The organism is Rhodococcus sp. 05-2255-3B1, assembly GCF_002258545.1.
Taxonomy (GTDB): Bacteria; Actinomycetota; Actinomycetes; order Mycobacteriales; family Mycobacteriaceae; genus Rhodococcoides.
On sequence record NZ_NOZC01000031.1, the window covers coordinates 323,832 to 342,456 of the forward strand.

General features: G+C 65.9%; 19 protein-coding genes. 7 read left to right on the forward strand and 12 right to left on the reverse strand.

Features of this window, described 5'->3' with window-relative positions; genetic code table 11:
- From rlmB to CH249_RS18980, 5 genes are read right to left on the reverse strand one after another with little or no spacing between them, the layout of a single operon-like run.
- The gene (rlmB, locus tag CH249_RS18960) at positions 1 to 984 is read right to left on the reverse strand and encodes a 23S rRNA (guanosine(2251)-2'-O)-methyltransferase RlmB (RefSeq protein WP_032397190.1); all 984 of its coding nucleotides are present in this window, start codon (positions 982 to 984) and stop codon (positions 1 to 3) included.
- A complete protein-coding gene (cysS, locus tag CH249_RS18965; protein ID WP_045200901.1) occupies positions 984 to 2,399 on the reverse strand; it encodes a cysteine--tRNA ligase in 1,416 nt (471 codons plus the stop codon). Before cysS ends, rlmB begins: the two co-directional genes overlap by 1 nt.
- A 23-nt stretch (positions 2,400 to 2,422) precedes the next feature.
- On the reverse strand, positions 2,423 to 2,887 hold the full coding sequence (gene ispF, locus CH249_RS18970) for a 2-C-methyl-D-erythritol 2,4-cyclodiphosphate synthase (RefSeq protein ID WP_032397191.1): 465 nt from the start codon (positions 2,885 to 2,887) through the stop codon (positions 2,423 to 2,425).
- Between the two features lie 10 nt (positions 2,888 to 2,897).
- The gene (ispD, locus tag CH249_RS18975; protein WP_094646750.1) at positions 2,898 to 3,563 is read right to left on the reverse strand and encodes a 2-C-methyl-D-erythritol 4-phosphate cytidylyltransferase; all 666 of its coding nucleotides are present in this window, start codon (positions 3,561 to 3,563) and stop codon (positions 2,898 to 2,900) included.
- 1 nt (position 3,564) lies between these two features.
- Positions 3,565 to 4,053, reverse strand: coding sequence for a CarD family transcriptional regulator (locus CH249_RS18980; protein WP_027494344.1), 489 nt, complete (start codon positions 4,051 to 4,053; stop codon positions 3,565 to 3,567).
- A gap of 288 nt (positions 4,054 to 4,341) precedes the next feature.
- Between CH249_RS18980 and CH249_RS18985 the strand changes: the two genes are divergently transcribed.
- The 3 genes from CH249_RS18985 to disA all read left to right on the forward strand — a co-directional run bounded on the left by CH249_RS18985 (position 4,342) and on the right by disA (position 7,602).
- Entirely contained in the window at positions 4,342 to 4,950 is a 609-nt protein-coding gene (locus CH249_RS18985) for a hypothetical protein (protein WP_094681979.1), read from the forward strand.
- A gap of 43 nt (positions 4,951 to 4,993) precedes the next feature.
- On the forward strand, positions 4,994 to 6,391 hold the full coding sequence (gene radA / locus CH249_RS18990; RefSeq protein WP_032397194.1) for a DNA repair protein RadA: 1,398 nt from the start codon (positions 4,994 to 4,996) through the stop codon (positions 6,389 to 6,391).
- 125 nt (positions 6,392 to 6,516) lie between these two features.
- On the forward strand, positions 6,517 to 7,602 hold the full coding sequence (disA, locus tag CH249_RS18995) for a DNA integrity scanning diadenylate cyclase DisA (RefSeq protein ID WP_032397195.1): 1,086 nt from the start codon (positions 6,517 to 6,519) through the stop codon (positions 7,600 to 7,602).
- Here the strand turns inward: disA and CH249_RS19000 are convergent.
- The 3 genes from CH249_RS19000 to CH249_RS19010 all read right to left on the reverse strand — a co-directional run bounded on the left by CH249_RS19000 (position 7,599) and on the right by CH249_RS19010 (position 9,953).
- Complete coding sequence (locus CH249_RS19000) at positions 7,599 to 8,474, reverse strand: hypothetical protein (RefSeq protein WP_032397196.1); 876 nt, start codon at positions 8,472 to 8,474, stop codon at positions 7,599 to 7,601. The genes disA and CH249_RS19000 overlap by 4 nt on opposite strands.
- 15 nt (positions 8,475 to 8,489) lie before the next feature.
- A complete protein-coding gene (locus CH249_RS19005; RefSeq protein ID WP_094681980.1) occupies positions 8,490 to 9,236 on the reverse strand; it encodes a hypothetical protein in 747 nt (248 codons plus the stop codon).
- A 90-nt stretch (positions 9,237 to 9,326) separates the two neighbouring features.
- A complete protein-coding gene (locus tag CH249_RS19010; RefSeq protein ID WP_032397417.1) occupies positions 9,327 to 9,953 on the reverse strand; it encodes a carbonic anhydrase in 627 nt (208 codons plus the stop codon).
- Positions 9,954 to 10,043: 90 nt separating this feature from the next.
- Between CH249_RS19010 and CH249_RS19015 the strand changes: the two genes are divergently transcribed.
- A complete protein-coding gene (locus tag CH249_RS19015; RefSeq protein ID WP_094681981.1) occupies positions 10,044 to 10,928 on the forward strand; it encodes an A/G-specific adenine glycosylase in 885 nt (294 codons plus the stop codon).
- On the opposite strand, the gene CH249_RS19020 is transcribed toward CH249_RS19015, so the two are convergent.
- Together CH249_RS19020 and CH249_RS19025 are read right to left on the reverse strand one after the other, a co-directional pair.
- On the reverse strand, positions 10,925 to 11,734 hold the full coding sequence (locus tag CH249_RS19020; protein WP_094682003.1) for an alpha/beta fold hydrolase: 810 nt from the start codon (positions 11,732 to 11,734) through the stop codon (positions 10,925 to 10,927). The genes CH249_RS19015 and CH249_RS19020 overlap by 4 nt on opposite strands.
- A gap of 5 nt (positions 11,735 to 11,739) precedes the next feature.
- The gene (locus CH249_RS19025) at positions 11,740 to 12,477 is read right to left on the reverse strand and encodes an alpha/beta fold hydrolase (RefSeq protein ID WP_094646744.1); all 738 of its coding nucleotides are present in this window, start codon (positions 12,475 to 12,477) and stop codon (positions 11,740 to 11,742) included.
- A gap of 36 nt (positions 12,478 to 12,513) precedes the next feature.
- Between CH249_RS19025 and CH249_RS19030 the strand changes: the two genes are divergently transcribed.
- Complete coding sequence (locus CH249_RS19030; RefSeq protein WP_045198600.1) at positions 12,514 to 12,825, forward strand: antibiotic biosynthesis monooxygenase; 312 nt, start codon at positions 12,514 to 12,516, stop codon at positions 12,823 to 12,825.
- Between the two features lie 17 nt (positions 12,826 to 12,842).
- Here the strand turns inward: CH249_RS19030 and CH249_RS19035 are convergent, their stop codons facing one another.
- Both CH249_RS19035 and CH249_RS19040 read right to left on the reverse strand, forming a co-directional pair.
- Positions 12,843 to 15,149: a bifunctional diguanylate cyclase/phosphodiesterase gene (locus tag CH249_RS19035; RefSeq protein WP_094681982.1), complete on the reverse strand. Its 2,307-nt coding sequence runs from the start codon at positions 15,147 to 15,149 to the stop codon at positions 12,843 to 12,845.
- Positions 15,150 to 15,324: 175 nt separating this feature from the next.
- Positions 15,325 to 15,762 (reverse strand): OsmC family protein, encoded by a 438-nt coding sequence (locus CH249_RS19040; RefSeq protein WP_032397201.1) that lies wholly within the window; start codon positions 15,760 to 15,762, stop codon positions 15,325 to 15,327.
- Between the two features lie 140 nt (positions 15,763 to 15,902).
- Between CH249_RS19040 and CH249_RS19045 the strand changes: the two genes are divergently transcribed.
- On the forward strand, positions 15,903 to 17,090 hold the full coding sequence (locus CH249_RS19045; RefSeq protein WP_256980445.1) for a lipase family protein: 1,188 nt from the start codon (positions 15,903 to 15,905) through the stop codon (positions 17,088 to 17,090).
- Positions 17,091 to 17,166: 76 nt separating this feature from the next.
- Positions 17,167 to 18,492 carry a serine hydrolase gene (locus tag CH249_RS19050; protein WP_094681984.1) on the forward strand — a complete coding sequence of 442 codons (1,326 nt, stop codon included), beginning with the start codon at positions 17,167 to 17,169 and terminating at the stop codon, positions 18,490 to 18,492.
- Positions 18,493 to 18,625 lie beyond the last annotated feature (133 nt).

Sequence of the window (18,625 nt, forward strand, 5' to 3'; positions counted from 1 at the left end):
CTACCCGCGGCGTTGCCGAGCTATGTCGGCCAGCACGACGCCTGCGGCGACGGACGCGTTGAGCGATTCCACCGGCCCCGCCATCGGGATCGACAGAATGTGATCGCAGGTCTCGCTGACAAGACGCGACAGGCCCTTGCCCTCGGAACCGACGACGATGACGACCGGCCCCTTACCGTCGAAGGTGTCGAGTTCGGTGTCGCCGCCCGCGTCGAGACCGACGACGGTGACACCCTTGGACTGCCAATCCTTCAGTGTGCGAGTCAGATTCACTGCTCGCGCGATGGGCAGGCGAGCTGCGGCACCGGCACTGGTTCGCCATGCCACTGCCGACACGCTCGCGCTGCGCCGCTGCGGAATCACCACGCCGTGACCGCCGAAAGCGGCCACCGAACGCACGACGGCACCGAGGTTGCGCGGGTCGGTGATGTTGTCGAGAGCCACGAGCAGAGCCGGCTCCTGGTGCGTGCGCGCGTTCGAGATCAGATCGTCGGGGTGCGCGTAGCGGTACGGCGGCACCTGCAGGGCCAGGCCCTGGTGCAATCCGTTGGCGCTGAGCTTGTCCAGATCCGAGCGAGGAACTTCGAGGATGGAGATCCGCGCATCGCCTGCGCGCTGCACGGCTTCCTTGAGGCGATCGTCGCTGTCGGTACCGACGGCAACCCACAGTGCGGTGGCGGGCACGCCTGCCCGCAGGCACTCCACGACCGGGTTGCGGCCCAATACCACCTCGGGACCGTCTTCGGCCTTGCGTCCGGCCGGCCTGCCACCCGCGCGGCCACCGGTGCTGCCGCCACGATTCTGCGCGGACTTCTCGGCGAGCTTGGCCCGACGCGCGGCGGGATGCTTGGTGCGCTCGGAGGCGGGAGGCGTCGCCCCACGACCCTCGAGGCCCTTACGACGCTTGCCGCCGGAACCGGCGACCTGCCCCTTCTTGGTGCCGTCCTTGCGGATCGCGCCGCGCCTACTCGAATTGCCTGCCATCACAAACCTGCTTCGTCGGTCTTGCTCGTACCCAGCGACCATTCGGGCCCGTTGGGTGTATCTGTCACGTCGACTCCGGCCTTCGCCAGTCGTGTCCGTATGTCGTCGGCAGTGGCCCAGTCCTTGGCCGCCTTCGCCGATGCTCGACGCTCCAGCTCGGCCTCGACCAACACGCCGAGAGCGCCGAGGGCGGCCGAGTCGGAACCGCTGTCGCGGCTCCAATGCGGATCGAGCGGATCGACACCGAGGATGTCGAGCATCGCTCGCACGCTGCCCGCGTACTCCGCCGCAGCCGTTAGATCGCCGGACTCGAGTGCGGTGTTGCCGAGTGTGACGGTGGCGTGAATCTCGGCCAACGCCTTGGGAACTCCGAGGTCGTCGTCGAGGGCCTCGGCGAACCCGGCGGTCCACTTGCCCATCGGTACCTCACCGGCACGTTCGACGGCTCGACGGACGAACCCTTCGATTCCCCGGTACGTCACGGCGGCGGTCTCGAGAGCGGTGTCGGAGTACTCGAGCATCGACCGATAGTGCGCACCACCGAGGTAGAACCGAAGCTCTTGCGGCCGAACCCTCTCGAGTACGTTCGGTACCGAGAGAACGTTGCCGAGAGACTTCGACATCTTCTCCCCGCCCATCGTCACCCACCCGTTGTGCAGCCAGTACTGCGAGAAGCCGTCACCGGCCGCCATGGACTGCGCCCGCTCGTTCTCGTGGTGCGGGAACACCAGATCGAGGCCGCCGCAATGAATGTCGAACTCCGAGCCGAGGTAGTTCTCTGCCATCGCCGAGCATTCGAGATGCCAGCCCGGGCGGCCGGGACCCCACGGCGTCGGCCACGACGGCTCGCCGGGCTTCGCGCCCTTCCACAGCGTGAAGTCGCGGGGATCACGCTTGCCCTCGGCGACGCTCTCACCCTGGTGCACGTCGTCGAGCTTGTGCCCGGACAGTGCGCCGTAGCTCGGGAAGCTCTGCACGTCGAAGTAGACGTCACCGCACGAATCGGCGTAGGCGTGGCCGCGTTCGATCAGGCGCTCGATCATCTGCACCATCTGGGTGATGTGCCCGGTCGCGCGCGGCTCCGCCGACGGCGGCAGCACCCCGAGCCGGTCGTACGCCCACGTGAAGGATCGCTCGTAGGTAGCAGCCCACTCCCACCACGGACGGCCGGCATCGCGTGCCTTGTTGAGGATCTTGTCGTCGATGTCGGTGACGTTGCGTACGAACGCCACGTCGTAATCGTGCGCCAGCAACCAGCGGCGCAGTACGTCGAAGGCGACGCCGCTGCGCACGTGGCCGATATGCGGTTCGCCCTGCACCGTCGCCCCACACAGGTACACCGATACATGGCCAGGGACCAAGGGGGTGAATTCCCGCAGGGCCCTCGTCTCGGTGTCATGCAGGCGAAGGGTCACGACCAGCAATGCTACCGGTGGTTTTACCTCGTCATGACAAGTGCGGTCGCGATGGCCGCGATTCCTTCACCACGACCGGTCAACCCCAGCCCGTCGGTGGTGGTCGCAGACACCGATACCGGCGCACCGAGCACCCGCGAAAGAACTTCCTGAGCCTCGACACGGCGCGGTCCGATCTTGGGCCGATTGCCGATGATCTGCACCGCAGCGTTGCCGATCGCGAAACCGTCCTCGTCGAGCAGCCGCTTGACCTCGGTCAACATGGCGGCTCCACTGACCCCGTCCCATTCCGGACGCCCGGTCCCGAACACCGATCCGAGATCACCCAGCCCCGCCGCGGACAGCAATGCGTCGCACAGGGCGTGCGAGGCCACGTCGCCGTCGGAATGCCCGTCGAGTCCGTCCGCATCGGTGAACAGCAAACCCGCCAGCCAACAGGGCCGACCGGGAGCGATGGGATGGACGTCGGTTCCGATGCCGACTCTCATAGCGCGCCTCTCACAGCAGGGCCTGTGCCAGTAGTAGGTCGTGTGGAGTGGTGATCTTGAACGCGAGTGCGTCGCCGACGATGGAGTGCACCGTCTCGCCGATGCGCTCGACGAGGCCCGCGTCGTCGGTGGAGATGTCGGATGCGGCGTCGTACGCCCGGCGCAGGACGTCGGCGTCGAATCCCTGCGGAGTCTGCACCGAGCGCAGACTCGCGCGGTCCGGGGTACCGACCACCGCGCCCATGATGTCGACTTCCTTGATGGTGTCGACGACCGGGAGGACGGGGATGACGGCGGAGCGTCCGGCCCGCACCTCGGCCACGACGCGGGCGATCAGCGTCGGTGGGGTGAGGGCACGGGCTGCGTCGTGGACGAGTACGACGGCCGCATCGCCGACAGCGGCCAGACCGGCGCGCACCGAATCGGTGCGCTCGAGCCCTCCGGCCACGACGACGACATCGTCGCCGACATGACGACGGGCCGCGTCGAGCAGATCGGCCGGCACGATGACGACGATGCGATCGACGGCCCCCGAGGCCCGAAGACCGTCCACGGACCGTGTCAGGAGAGAATCGGTGCCCAGACAGACGAATGCCTTCGGCTCGTCGTGTCCGAGCCGAAGGCCTTTGCCTGCTGCGGGTACCAGGGCGACCACGTCGCCTGAAGTACCGTTCACTCTAGGAAGCTGTAGCGAGAACTTCGTCGAGCATGGTGTCGGCCTTGGCCTGATCCGTTCCCTCGGCAAGTGCGAGCTCGCCGACCAGGATCTGACGCGCCTTGGCGAGCATGCGCTTCTCGCCTGCCGACAGGCCGCGGTCCTGCTCACGTCGCCAGAGATCACGGACGACCTCGGCAACCTTGTTCACGTCACCGGACGCGAGCTTCTCCAAGTTGGCCTTGTAGCGGCGCGACCAGTTGGTGGGCTCTTCGGTGTGCGGCGCGCGAAGCACCTGGAAGACTTTGTCGAGACCTTCTTGCCCGACGACGTCGCGAACGCCTACGTATTCTGCGTTGTCCGCGGGAACTCGAACGGTGAGGTCGCCTTGCGCGACCTTGAGAACCAGATACTCTCTCGGTTCACCCTTGATGGTGCGTGTCTCTATCGCTTCGATCAGCGCCGCTCCGTGATGGGGGTAAACGACGGTGTCTCCGACCTTGAAAATCATGTGACAAGTGCCCCTTTCGATTTACCCAGAATACCACGGCTCATATCAACGGTGCAGGTCAGGGGCATAGTGGTGCCGAATCAGGGGTTGACACAGACCGATCAACGTGTATCCGGGGCCACATTTTCACGTGCGTCACTGCGCCGTCCTCACACTCGGCAGGCACCCTCACCTGGCGTCATCGGGCCACCGGCAGACCCCACGAGCGGCCGGCGGACGAGAACTACTACTCTCCCTAGTGGACGAGATGGACCGAGCCGGCCCGGCACCACATGGAGGACGACCGAAGTGACTGCATTCGACGCTGCGACACCGCTTGGCCGCCATCGCAGGACGGCCGCTGCCCTCGCTCTTCTCGCCGGTGGCGCGCTCGCCCTCACCGCGTGCGGCGCAGGTCAGATCTCCCAGACGGCCACTCAGGTCGCCGCGGTCAACGGCAACTCCGTCGACGTCGGCGACATCCAGCTGCGCAACGTGCACGTGGTGTACCCCGATTCGCAGGAGTACAGCATCGAGCCCGGCGGCACCGTCGAGCTCGGTTTCACGGCCATCAACTCCAACCCGGGTGTGGCCGACGAGCTGACCGGCATCTCCTCCCCCGAGGCCGAGGTCACCATCGTCGACGAGGCGGAATCGGGCAGCACCGAGATCGCTCCGCTGACCGCGCTCGGCGCAGGTACGCCCGCGGACGTTCAGCTCGACGATCCGCTGCTGCCGATCCAGCTGATCAAGGTCGAGATGGCAGACATCTCCGAGAACGTTCGGCCGGGCCTGACCTTGCCGGTCGCGTTCGAGTTCGCCAACGCGGGCGAGGTCGTCGTCAACGTTCCCGTCGATGCCGGCCACGAGCTCGAGCGCGACGAGTCCGCGGTGACCGAGCACAGCGAAGGCGAGTAGCCGCCGCCCCGACCCTGTCGGTGCCCATCGTTAGGCTCGCGGCGTGGTCAAACTGAAGTCGAGCTACCGCTGCTCCGCGTGCCGTCACTCGGTCTCCAAATGGGTCGGTCGCTGCCCCGAGTGCGGTGACTGGGGCTCGATGGACGAAGTCCAGGCCACCGCTGCTCCGCTCGCCACACGCGCAGGCGCATCGGCCCTTCGTTCGGGCGGTGGGGCCATGATTCCCACCACGCCCGCTGCAGCTCTGACGACAATCAGCAGTGCCACCTCGCAGGCCAACACCACCGGAATCGACGAGTTCGATCGTGTTCTGGGTGGCGGCCTCGTCCCCGGTTCGGTCGTGCTCCTCGCCGGCGAGCCCGGAGTCGGCAAGTCGACGCTGTTGCTGGAGGTGGTGCATCGGTGGGCCCGATCGGCGCCCGATCGTCGAGCGCTCTACGTCACGGGCGAGGAGTCGGCGGGTCAGGTGAGGTTGCGTGCCGATCGGACCGGCGCGGTACACGAGCGCGTCTTCCTCGCCGCCGAGTCCGACCTCGCCACCGTCTTCGGCCACGTCGAGCAGGTCGAGCCGAGCCTGCTGATCGTCGATTCCGTGCAGACGATGCTCGCCGCGGACGTCGACGGCGTCATCGGCGGTGTCACGCAGGTTCGCGCCATCACGAGCGCGCTGACCACGCTGGCCAAGACGACCGGGGTTGCGGTGCTGCTCGTCGGGCACGTCACGAAGGAGGGCGCGGTGGCAGGTCCGCGCTCGCTCGAGCACCTCGTCGACGTGGTCCTCAACTTCGAGGGTGACAAGCACTCGACTCTGCGGATGATCCGCGGCGTCAAGAATCGGTTCGGCGCATCCGACGAGGTCGGCTGCTTCGAGCTGCGCGAAACCGGGATCGTCGGCATCAGTGATCCGTCCGGGCTGTTCCTGCATCATCGGGGCGACGCCGTGCCCGGCACTGCCGTCACCGTCACGATGGACGGCAAACGGCCGCTGTTGGCCGAGCTGCAAGCACTGATCGTGGACACCGCGATGCCGTCGCCCCGGCGCGCGGTCAGCGGGCTCGATCACGCCCGCGTGGCGATGATCCTGGCCGTGTTGGAACGCCGCTGCGGGGTCAAGGTGTCCAAGGCGGAGGTCTATGCGGCGACGGTCGGCGGCATGCGCACCAGCGAACCGTCCGCCGATCTCGCGCTGGCTGCGGCCGTGGCGTCGGCGGTCCGCGATCAGCCGCTGCCCCCGGGCATGGTGATTCTGGGCGAGGTGGGGCTGGCAGGCGAGGTGCGCCGCGTCGCCGGACTGGGTCGCCGTCTAGCCGAGGCCGCGCGGTTGGGCTTCAACTACGCCATCGTCCCCGAGGACGCAGGCCCCATACCGGACGGCATCAAGGTCAAGACCGTCACCAACGTCGGCGAGGCGTTGACCTACACGCGTATGCGGCCCGTATGACACCGGGCAGTATTCTTTGTCGGGCTGCCTGCACGTAGTTGCGCAGTACTCTTTATCCGCAGACATGCATCGCCCGCACGGGCAGCAACCACGCCGCACGCCGAGACGACACGAGGGGGTTGGCCATGGAGGGCACCACGCCGTCCCCAGCGTTGCGCGAGACCATCGCCCGGCTCGCACCGGGAACCGCCCTGCGCGACGGTCTCGAGCGAATTCTGCGCGGCCGCACCGGCGGCCTGATCGTCCTCGGATACGACGACGAGGTCGAGGCCATCTGCGACGGCGGATTCGAGCTCGATGTCGAGTTCGCGCCGACCAGACTTCGCGAGCTGTCGAAAATGGATGGCGCAGTAGTACTTTCGACCGACGGCAAACGAATCGTCCGGGCCAATGTGCAGCTCGTACCGGACCACAAGATCCCCACCGTCGAATCCGGCACCCGGCACCGCGCCGCCGAGCGAACCGCCATGCAAACCGGCTATCCCGTCGTCTCGGTGAGCCAGTCGATGAGCATCGTCAGCGTCTACATCGGCGGCGTCAGGCACGTCGTGGAGGGCTCGGCCACCATCCTCTCGCGCGCCAATCAGGCCGTCGCGACCCTCGAGCGCTACAAGGCCAGGCTCGACGACAACACTCGTCAACTCTCTGTCGTCGAGATCGAGGACTTCGTGACCCTGCGCGATGCCCTGACCGTCGCGCAGCGCCTCGAGATGGTGCGGCGAGTGTCGGTGGAGATCGAACAGAACGTCCTGGAACTCGGCACCGACGGCAGGCAACTCGCGCTCCAGCTCGAAGAGTTGTTGGGCGACAACGACGTCGATCGCCAACTGATCGTCCGTGACTACCTCGCCGGGAACGAACCGTCGAGCACCACCGGAGTCGAGAAGGCACTCGCCGCACTGGACAAGCTGACCGACGTCGATCTGCTGGATCTGACGACGCTGGCCCGAGCCTTCGGATATCCCGCGACCATCGAGGCCCTCGACACCCCGATGAGCCCCCGTGGGTACCGGGTGCTCACCCGAGTTCCGCGGTTGCAGTTCAGCCAGATTCACCGACTCGTCGGCGCGTTCGGCACCCTCCAGGGGCTACTCGCGGCCACCTCGGCCGACCTGCAATCCGTGGACGGCATAGGTGGACTGTGGGCCCGTCACATCCGCGAAGGCCTCTCCAGATTGGCCGAGGCCTCGATCTCGGGACCGTACGACTAGGACGCCTTCTTCTTCGTCCCAGGCAGGAAACCTGCATCGATCACGGCCTTCACGTACGGTCGTGCGCTCGTGATCAACTCCTCGGCATCGGGGACGTCTCTCCACACGGCCGACGCCATGATGTCGGTGCGATCCTCGATGTGCTGATCGAGCGCGACGCCGTCATCGGTCAACGTCTCGCCCTCGGCGGAGACGGTGAGCAGTCCACGGGCCGCGAGTCGTTCTGCGGCAGAACCCCATTCGCTCTCGGACCATTCCCGGGTGAGCTGCGTGATGCGCTTGCCGAGCGCCCGACGGCCGGGCTGCGGGTTCGGCCGGTCGGCCTCGTGGAAGACGGCCGCCTCCGTTGGGTCGAGTTCTGCGTCGATCAGCGCGGCGAGGTGGCCGTCACCGCGCCATTCGCGCAGGACGGTGATCGAGTGCCAGAGGGCCAGATGCGGTACCTCCGGTCGAGCGGCGGAGTGCCACGCCGCGGCGAGCGGTCGACCCGCGAACGAGGCGGTGTCGCCGATATCGCCCAGACGCCCAGCCAACTCGGTGAGCGCAGGGTCGTCCGCCAGGGAGCCGAGAGCCGTGCCGAGAACGGAGTCGAGCAGGGCCCACCGACGATCGGACACCGTCTCCAGTCCGACGGCCACGGCGGCAGGCCACGCACGCTCGATCAGTACCGGATTGAAGTTGTAGAACGCAGCAGCGACGACACTCGGCGCGCACGGACCCATCGGAGCAGCCCGAGCTCCGACGTACCAGGCGTGCCCGTCGAGGCCGGTGTCCTCGTACGCCGATCCCAGTTCGGGATTGAAGTACGCGGTGACGTGGAAGGGTTCGAGCGTCTTGTAGGCCGCTCGGGCGAGTGCTGTCGAGGTGGTCATGAGAGTCGACCGTACTCAGCCGGTGATGTTGAACGGCTCCGGCGCGCTCTTGAGCTCGCCGAGCTGGGCGATCGCCTGGTAGGCACCGACGCCGACCGGGATGCGCTCTTCGCCGCAGCCGGGAACCGAATTGGTACCCGACCACTTGACGGTGAAGCCGGCCTGTTCGCCGGGCTTGAAGGTGCGCAGATCCGAAGCAGCGTTGGGGAAGCAGTCGATGTTGGACCAGATGCGCTGATTGTCGAGGGTGTAGACGAGCGCCTGCTGCAGACCGGCACCGACGTCGCGCTGACATTCGGTGGAGCCGATGTTGGTGATGACCACGGTGAACACGGGCTCTTCGCCCAGCCGGTAGGTGGCCTGCTCCGGCGTCACCTTGATCGCGAGCGACTGATCCGAGCACTGATTGGCGATCACCGGAGCCGGCGCGCCGCTGGTGGTCGCAGCTGCGCCACCACCGGCAGCGGAGTCGGTGGCTCCACCCGAGCCGCCGGAACCACCTGATCCACCCGAACCGCCACCGGAGCCACCTGCACCGGCGGAATCCGCATCGGAGGCAGAGGAGCTGGGTGACGGCAGAGCCGAGGACGTCGCCGGAGCCGCAACGACACCTGCAGGAGCGGCCTCGGTGTCGTCGGAACCGCCACTGAGCGAGGCGATGAACCACACGATCAATCCGAGGACGACAACGGCCGCACCGATGGCGAGCGCACGGCGTCGCCAGTAGATTTCGGGAGGCAAAGGCCCGGTCGGTTCCAACACGAATCAACCGTATGCGGCCGAGGCCACGCTATCCCTGAGCCCACGCGGCGTGTCGCGTCAGCGAACTCACCGAGATGGGATCGGAGTGGTTCAGGCTGGTATTTCGCCGATGTCGCCGATCACCTCACGCAACTGCGCATGACCCTTCGACAGTTGGTAGGTGAGCCCGACGATCGCGAGCTCTCCGGCTTCGACCTTCTCGGCGACGATTCGGGAACGCTGCATCAGCAGATTTCCGGTTTCCTCGACGTGGCGGGCCTCGAACTCGTCGACGGCATGGTAGCCGTCACGGCGGGCCGAGAGCACCGACGGGGTGACGCGTTCGACGACGTCGCGGATGTAGCCACCGGGTACGTCGCCACTCTCGAGGGCGTCGACGGTCGCCTTGACTGCACCGCAATGATCGTGGCCGAGCACCACGATCAGCGGCGCCTTCAGCACCGCGACGCCGTACTCGATCGAGCCCAGAACCGCAGAGTCGACGACATGGCCTGCCGTGCGCACCACGAACATGTCACCGAGGCCCTGATCGAAGATGATCTCTGCAGCAACACGCGAGTCCGCGCAGCCGAAGAGGATGGCACCGGGATGCTGAGCGCTCTCGAGGCGGGCGCGATCCTCGATACCCTGCGACGGGTGCAGGACCTCTCCGGAGACAAACCGTTGGTTGCCTTCCTTGAGTGACTTCCAGGCAGCGATCGGATTCGAAGCAGGCATGGGTTTCATTGTGCACGTGGATCGAGTTACCGGCGAGTCGGGTTGACTACTGTTGGGACCGATCACAGACACGACGAGAAGGGCGACCACTTGCCGATCGATGCCGACGCACTGCTCGGGTGGTTCGACACCGACGGACGCGACCTGCCGTGGCGAAGGCCCGGCGTCAGCGCGTGGCAGATCCTGATGAGCGAGATCATGCTGCAGCAGACGCCGGTGGTGCGGGTCGCGCCCATCTGGGAGCAGTGGGTGCAGCGTTGGCCGGTGCCGTCGGCGATGGCCGCGTCCTCGCAGGCCGAAGTGCTCCGCGCGTGGGGCAAGTTGGGCTATCCGCGTCGAGCACTGCGGTTGCACGAGTGCTCCCGGGTGCTCGTGCAAGAGTACGGCGACGAGGTGCCCACCGACGTCGAGACTCTGTTGGGTCTGCCGGGCATCGGCGCATACACCGCAAGGGCGGTCGCGACTTTCGCCTACGGTCAGCGAGTTCCTGTGGTGGACACCAATGTTCGACGCGTCGTCGCGCGTGCGATGCACGGCAATGCCGAGCCCGGAAATCCCTCGACCTCGCGGGATCTGGCCGACGTCGAACAGCTGCTCCCCGAGAGCGTCCCGCGCGCCGCCCGCTACTCGGCGGCGTTGATGGAACTGGGCGCACTGATCTGTACAGCCAAGAATCCGGCCTGCCTGCTGTGCCCACTGCCGGAGTGCGCCTGGATCGAGGCAGGCAGGCCCGCGCACACCGGCCCGGCCAAGAAGGTCCAGAAGTTCGCGGGGACGGATCGTCAGGTGCGCGGCAAGCTCATGTCGGTGCTGCGCGAGAGCACCGGACCGGTCGAGCGCGCCCAACTCGACATCGTCTGGCCTTCCGACCCGGCCCAACGCGATCGAGCTCTCGATTCATTGCTGACCGACGGCTTGATCGAACAAACCGAATCGGGATTGTTCGCCCTCGCGGGCGAGGGTTCGGACGGCTAGGACGCCAGGAACTCCACCAGCGCAGCATTGACCGCATCGGGGCGTTCGAGGTATCCGAAGTGACCGGTGTCGGCGATTTCGATGTACTGCGCACCGGGTATCGCGGCGGCGACGTCGCGGCACTGCTGCACCGGAATCATGCGATCGTCGGCGAATCCGATCACCAGAGATTTCGCCCTGATCGCCCGGTACGCCGCCAATCGGTCCGTCCCTGAACGCATTTCGAGTCCGATCTGCGCACGCATACCCGCAGTCTTTCTGCCACCGGAGTATTCGAGGATCGCCAGCCAATCACCGATCGCCGAGTCGTCGGCGAGGGTCTTCGGCGAAAAGTTCTGCATCGCAGTCATCGCCGCCCGATACGACGCGGGGAGTTCGACCCCGGCGTCGTGAAGATCCTTCTCACCCTTCGACATCTGCGCACGAAAAGTGGTGGTCTTGCCGAAGGTGGCCATCATCACTGCATGCGACACCAGATCCGGCCGGGCCAAGGCCAGTTCCTGCGTCACGCGCGCTCCCATCGAGGTGCCCACGACGCGTGCAGGCCCGCCACCGAGGTGTTCGATGAGGGCAGCGGTGTCGGCGACCAGATCGTCGAGCGTCATTCCGCTCGCGCACTCGGAAGACGGTGCGATACCCCGATTGTCGAAGGTCACCACCCGATACCCCTGCTTCACCAGCACCGGAACCTGATGGGTTCGCCACACGCGTCCCGGGCTACCGGTACCCATCACCAACACCACCAGCGGACCGTCGCCGGTGACGTCGTAGTTGAGGTCGATTCCGTTGAGCTTCGCGAGCGGCATTCGGATCATCCTAGTGCGCGCAGGAACTCCTGCACCGCCGTGCGATACCCCTCGGGTGCCTCGTCGTGAATCAGGTGCGCCGCCTTCTCGATCCGCACGTACGCCGATCCGGGCTTGCCCGAGTGCATTCGCTGCATCTGACCGGCCGGGGTGATGGTGTGTTCACCTTCGATCAGCAACACCGGAGCGTCGACGGCATCCCACTCGTCCCAGAAGTGTCGAGTCCCCCACTCCTGCGAGATCGCCTCGAAGACGTCCACCTCACCGTGCAGGTGCCAGCCATCGTCACTTCGCACGAAGGAATCCAGAAAGTATTGTCCCGCAACATCTCCGAAGAACGCCAGCACCGCATCGGCGTCGGGAAAGGGTTGCGGCCACGCCCGCATCATCGCTGCCCAATCATCGGCGGTCCGTCCCCTGAAATCCGGAGAGATGTCCTCGACCACCATGGCGGAAACCAGGTCGGGGCGCTCGGCGGCGGCACACCAACCGTGCAGTGCGCCCATCGAATGGCCGATCAACACACTGGGACCCAATGCCTCGAGATGCTCGAGCAGGTCGGCCACGAAGAACTCGGTCGTGAGCTCGGTCGGCGCAGGACGACGATGCCCCGGCGCATCGTAGGAGTGCACATGCCCGAATTCTCGAAGCCACGGAACCTGCCGCCGCCAGGTGGCGGCGCTGCCCATCAGCCCGTGCAGCAGCAGAATCGAACGGCCGGATCCACCCTCGTCGTAGAGCATCACCACCGAGCATATCGGCGGAGTAATCTCGCGGGCATGGCCATTGTGAAGATCAATGCGATCGACGTACCCGAGGGCGCGGGCCCCGAACTCGAGAAGCGCTTCGCCGCGCGCGCCGGGTCGGTCGACGGCTCCCCGGGTTTCCTCGGGTTCCAACTGCTGCGGCCGGTCAAGGGCGAGTCGCGATACTTCGTCGTCACCCAATGGGAGGACGAGGAGTCGTTCCAGGCATGGTCGGCGGGACCGTCTCGGGAGGCTCACGCCGGAGCCAGTTCTGCGAAGCCGGTCTCGTCCGGAGCATCCCTGCTCGAATTCGAGGTCGTACTGGACGTGCCTGCCGCGTCCTGAAGAGCGCACGCGTCCGCTCAGATGCGTTCGCGGGCGAGCTCCCATTCGAGTCTCGTCGGCATCTGCGAATCCAGTTTCGCCACAGCTTCGGCCAGGAACTCGGCCGGCATCGGCCTGCCGAGGAAGTAGCCCTGAGCACCGTCGCAGCCCAATTCTCGGAGCGCGTCCAACGTGCCCGCGTCCTCGACTCCCTCGGCCATCACCCGCACCCCGAGACTTCGAGCCAGGTCGATGGTCGAGCGCACGATCGATGCGTCGGTCTCTTCGGTTTTCATCTTCGACACGAACGAGCGGTCGATCTTGAGAGTCTGCACCGGCAGAGTCTGCAGATAGGCCAACGAGCTGTAGCCGGTGCCGTAGTCGTCGATCGCGATGGTGACGCCGAGGCCACGAAGGGACGTCAATGCGTTCACCGAGCGCACCGGATCGGTCATCGCCGTTGTCTCGGTGACCTCGAACTCCAGGGCATGCGCGGGAACCGAATGTTTCGCCAGCGCGGCCGCGACCTGTTCGGTGAGCGTCTCGTCCAGTAGGTTTCTCACCGAAAGATTCACCGAGACAGACAAATTGACTCCACGTCGACGCAGCTCGCTGCACTGAGCCAAGGCCTCGTCGAGCACGAGGGCGGTGATGGCGGGCAACATACCGGTGCGCTCGGCGTCGGGCAGGAACATCGACGGTCCGATCAGACCCTCACGTGGGTGCTGCCACCGCAATAACGCCTCGACGCGATCGACACTGCCGGATTCCAGATCCAGGCAAGGCTGAAAGAACACTCGAAGCTGGTGGTCACCGATGGCCTTGTCGAGTTCGCCCAGCAACCGCATGTGATCGTGTCGGTCGCGATCCATGTCGGGTTCGTAGCGACCGATACGAGTGTGGCCCGCCTTCGCGGCAGTCAGGGCCACGTGCGCCCGCTGCAGCATCGATTCGCCGTCTATCGACACGGTCGCCGAACCCGAACCCGAGGCCGCCGGGCAGACTTCTATGGCTGCGATTCCGACCGTCGCGTCGAGTGCCACGTTGATGTCGTGCACGAACATCGTTCTACTGACTGCGAACTGGAGTTGCTCGGCAGTGTCCGATACGTCGATCTGGCCGGGACGCCTGCGCATGGCGACGACGAACTGATCCCCACCGAGCCGTCCGACGAGGTCGTCGGATCGCACCGATGCGACCAGGCGATGACCGATCTCGCGCAGGACACTGTCTCCTACGCTGTACCCGAAGGTCTCGTTGATCTGCGCGAAGCGGTCGATGTCCACCACGAGCGTGAATACGTCCGACTCGCCGCGTCCGGCGAGCATCGTGTCCAACCGCTCTCGGAGCAGGCGGCGACTGGCCAGCCCGGTCACCGCATCCGTCCGAGCCACGTCCTCGAGCACTGCGGCCTGCCGCCGCAGCGTCTCTAGGAAGTATGCGATACGGCACCCGACGAGCGCGATGATCATCGCCGACGACAGCACGATCACCCACCCCCACTGCTGGACGGGGACCCCGCGGGCCAACTGAATTGCCATCGCTAGGGGTGTCACGGCGACCGCGACCGCGAGTCCGAGAAATCTCACACGCCCGAATCTGAACGGGCTGGACCGGTCGACCCGCGACACCGCCCGCTCCGGAATGTGCAAGGCGATCACTCCGAAACACACGTACGCGGCCAACCACAGCGTGTTCAGGAGAGTCGAACGGTAGAGCTCGGACGAGTCGACCGTGGCATAGGACGCGAAATCGGCAGACACCAGGAACACGACTCCGGCCGCTGCCGCCAGGAACGGCACCGTTGTCGAGCGGGTCAGCAGGTACAGACTTCCGACGAGCGTGAGCAGAAACGCGTCGATGGTGAGGTAGACCGTGGCAGGCCACAATTCCATCGCCGACGGAAACGACAGCGTCGAATCGCCGGGGATGACGAACACCCACGTGGCGAGTCCGATACCGACTGCAACAACCAGACACTCGAGCAGTTCTTCCCACCCGAACACGAGCCCGTTCTCGTCGGCGGCTCGTGCGAAGCCGACGGCGATCACCAGATAGCCGAACAGGTAGAAGATGTCGGACGAGGAGAACGTCGATACTCGTCCCCCGCTGACCTGCACCATCGCGATCAGCGCGTCGCCGATACCCCAGGAGCCGACGCCGACGGCCATGTACCTCCACGTCCGCTTGTCCGGCCCGGGTTCCCGAAAGTAGCGGTAGACGAACGCGACGATTGTGGCCAGAAGCACGATTGCGTATATCGCACCCTGGGGTATGCCGGGAGGGGCTATTGCGTACGCCGCTACAGCGAGTACACCGAGGCCCAGGAAGCGCGTCCACAACATGGTGGGGCTGATCCTTCCTAGGCCGGTCGGTGCATACCCCGAACGTACGCATCAGCCGATCGAACCCGACGTTTGAACACGATTCGTAACCGAATCACCCTGCAGATGGGTCGAGTAACGAACTATTTCAAACCTGACGATCGTTCGCCAGTCTCACATCGGGCGATTTGTCCGTTCAGCTTTCGAGAGCCGCGTCCAATGTGATCTCGACACCGGTGAGAGCCTTGCTGACGGGGCAGGTTTCCTTTGCCGCCTGAGCCGCCTTCGCGAAGCCGTCTGCGTCGAGACCCTCGACCTCGCCCCGCACGGTGAGTTTGATGCCGGTCAGCTTGAAACCCGGTTCATCGGGACCCAGCGAGACATCGGCGGTGACCTCGAGGCTCTGTGGGGTGCCGCCCGCCTCGGCGATCAACGCCGACAACTGCATCGCATAGCAACTCGAGTGAGCCGCGGCGATCAATTCCTCGGGACTGGTGGTGCCGTCGGCGTTCTCGGCGGCGCGCTTGGGAAACGACACATCGAAAGTCGCCGCGCCGGAACTGGACAGCTCGACCTGGCCGGAACCTTGTTCCAGCGTTCCGTTCCAAGCTGTGCGTGAAGTACGAGTTGGCATCGAACCGAATCCTTTCGTAGTCGACCCTCTGTGGGCCTGTTTCTCAGGCTAACGTCAGCGGGGTGACCGGGCTACCGAGTGCGAAGATGTCGACACGACGGGTGCGACAATCGAGAAACTGCCCGCGCGCAGCGACGATCGTGGCAACCGCGATCCTGTCGATCGCGATCGCCGGATTCTCGACGCCGACGGCCGGCGCGAGCCCTCTGACGGACTTCTACGACGCGCCGGTTGCGGCGGTCGACACCGCGACGCTCGGCGAGGTGGTCCGAAGCCGGCCCGTCAACTCGCCCAAAGGGTTCGGTCTCGGATTCGACATCGAGCGGATTCTCTATCGGTCCACCGACACACACGATCAGCCCATGGTCGTATCCGGCTACACCATGACCCCCACCGCTCCGTGGGTCGGCCCCGGACCCCGGCCGGTGATCGCGTACGCGCCCGGCACCTCCGGTATGGCGGACCGCTGCGCCGGATCGGCTGTTCTCGGGACAGTCGGTTCGTCCCCGGCCATCCTGCCGCTGCTGTTGGCCGGATATCGCGTCGTCGCGACCGACTACCAGGGCCTGGGCACCCCCGGCGGGCACACGTACCTGAACCGAATCGCCTCGGGCCGTGCTCTGCTGGACGCCGCCAGATCAGCGGACGTCGAGCCGACCACCCCGGTGGTGCTGTTCGGCTACTCCGAAGGCGGGTTCGCGTCCGCATCCGCTGCCGAACTCGCCTCCACCTACGCTCCCGAGCTGAACGTCCGGGGAGCGTACGTCGGTGCGCCACCGGCCGATCCGACCCTCAACATCGACACGCTCGACAACACCCGCCTCGGTAGCGCCGCGCTCTTCACGGTCGACGGGATGATCAACGCCTACCCGGAACGAGCGGCAGGCATCCGCGACCTCTTCGACTCCGACGGGATCGCCGCGCTCGACGCCGCACAGAACTGGTGCACCACCGACCCCGCGGCCACCGTAACCGTACGAACGACCGAGCTCACCCGCGACGGCCGACCACTGACCGAGCAACTGAGCAACCCGGTGCTGGCCGAGATCACCGAGACGAACACCGTCGGGCGCATCGCCCCTGCCATGCCGGTGTATCTCTCGCACGCAGTCGAGGACGACACCGTGCCCGTCGAGCAGAGCCGCACCCTGCTCGGGCGCTGGCGCGATCTGGGCGCAGACGTCACCTACCGCGAATACGATCTGCCGGCCATCCCGGTGGAGGGCGCGAACCACCTACCCGGATCCCTGGCGGCCTACGACGACGTGATGCCCTGGATCGCAGGCCTCGTCCGCGCAGGAGTGGAGCTTGCAGGAACGACCCGATAGGCGGAAGCTGATCTCAGGTGTGAAATCAGGGTGTTCACCGAGGCGTCGACCGCGATGAGGTTGATTCACTCCCATCATGCGCATCGTCCACGCCCTGCTGACCGTCGTAGCGGTCCTGACCGCAGGCTCCCCCACCCCACCGGACCCCGGCGTGGCGTCGGACATCCGAGCCGTCGCAGACGAACTCGGACTGCCGGGAGTCGCGTTCCGCGTCGTCTCCGAGCACGAGGTCTTGGAGAACGTCGAGTACGGGGTGGACGGAGACGGTGCGCCGATCGACGAGACGACTCCGTTCGTGTGGGGTTCGGTATCGAAGTCGGTGACGGCGGCCACGGTGTACTCACTCGCCGAACACCGAGCCCTGACGCTGGATGGATCCGTGAATTCGATTCTGCCGGAAAGCGATTCGATCCTTCCGGACAACGTCACGATCGACGACCTGATCCACCACACGAGCGGCCTCCCGCACGATGTGACCGAACTGGACGTGTGGGGGCGCACGGAGCGAGCGCTCGACATCCTCCCCGCCCTGGACGTCAGGGCCGCCGAACGCGGCACCTTCCGTTACTCGAGCCTGAACTACCTACTGCTGCAAGCGATCGTCGAGAAGGCCACCGCCGAACCTTTCGCCGACGTCGTCGCCCGTGAGACCGGGGTGCACACCGCAGACACCGTCGCACCAGGCCACGTACCGTTCTTCACCTTCCCCCGAAGGATCGATACCAGAATCGACTCCGCAGGAATGGGTTACGGCTACCTGAGCGGTTCCATCGACGAACTCTCACGCTATGCATCCAGGCAACTGACCGCTCCGGCGTCGAACAGTCCGGATACGGTGTCGACGGGTTCGGGGGCGGCGTACGGATACGGGTGGTACGTCGAAACGCTGCCCGACGGTACCGAGATGCGGTGGCATTCCGGGGCGGTCCCCGGCTATTTCACTCACGTCGCACTCGTTCCGGAACGACACCTGGCAGTGGTGTTCGCGACCAACAGATACGGCGAACTCGAGGCCGATGCTCTGGCCTCGGCTGCCCGCTCCCTCGTGCTCGCGCGACTCGGCATGGACGACCCTCCTACCGCCGGCTTCGGTCTGTACGAAGTTGCACTGATCGCGTCGACCATCCTCGCGGTGCTGTTGGCGATCTGTGCGACCAGAGCGCTCCTCGGATTCCGAACCGCTCCAGGACGATGGGCACCCGCGCATGCACTGGCCGCCCTCGGCGCAGCTGGACTGCTGTACTTTTCGCTGCCCGCACTCGCCGATGCGCCGATCTCGACACTGGCCCGCTGGGCTCCAGATATCGCGCTGCTGTTCTGGATCCTGCTCGCCGAACTTGTTGTCATCGCCGTTGCCCTCGGCGCTCGGGTCCTGCGTCAATGGACCACTGCACACGTCTGAGCGCTGCAATGTGCCATTCACCCGCGGAGCTGATCTGCGTGAATGGACCACTACATACGTCTGAAGAGTGCAATGGTCCATTGACGCAGGACCCGAGCGCCGACGGCAACGGCGCTGACAACAAGTTCCGGAC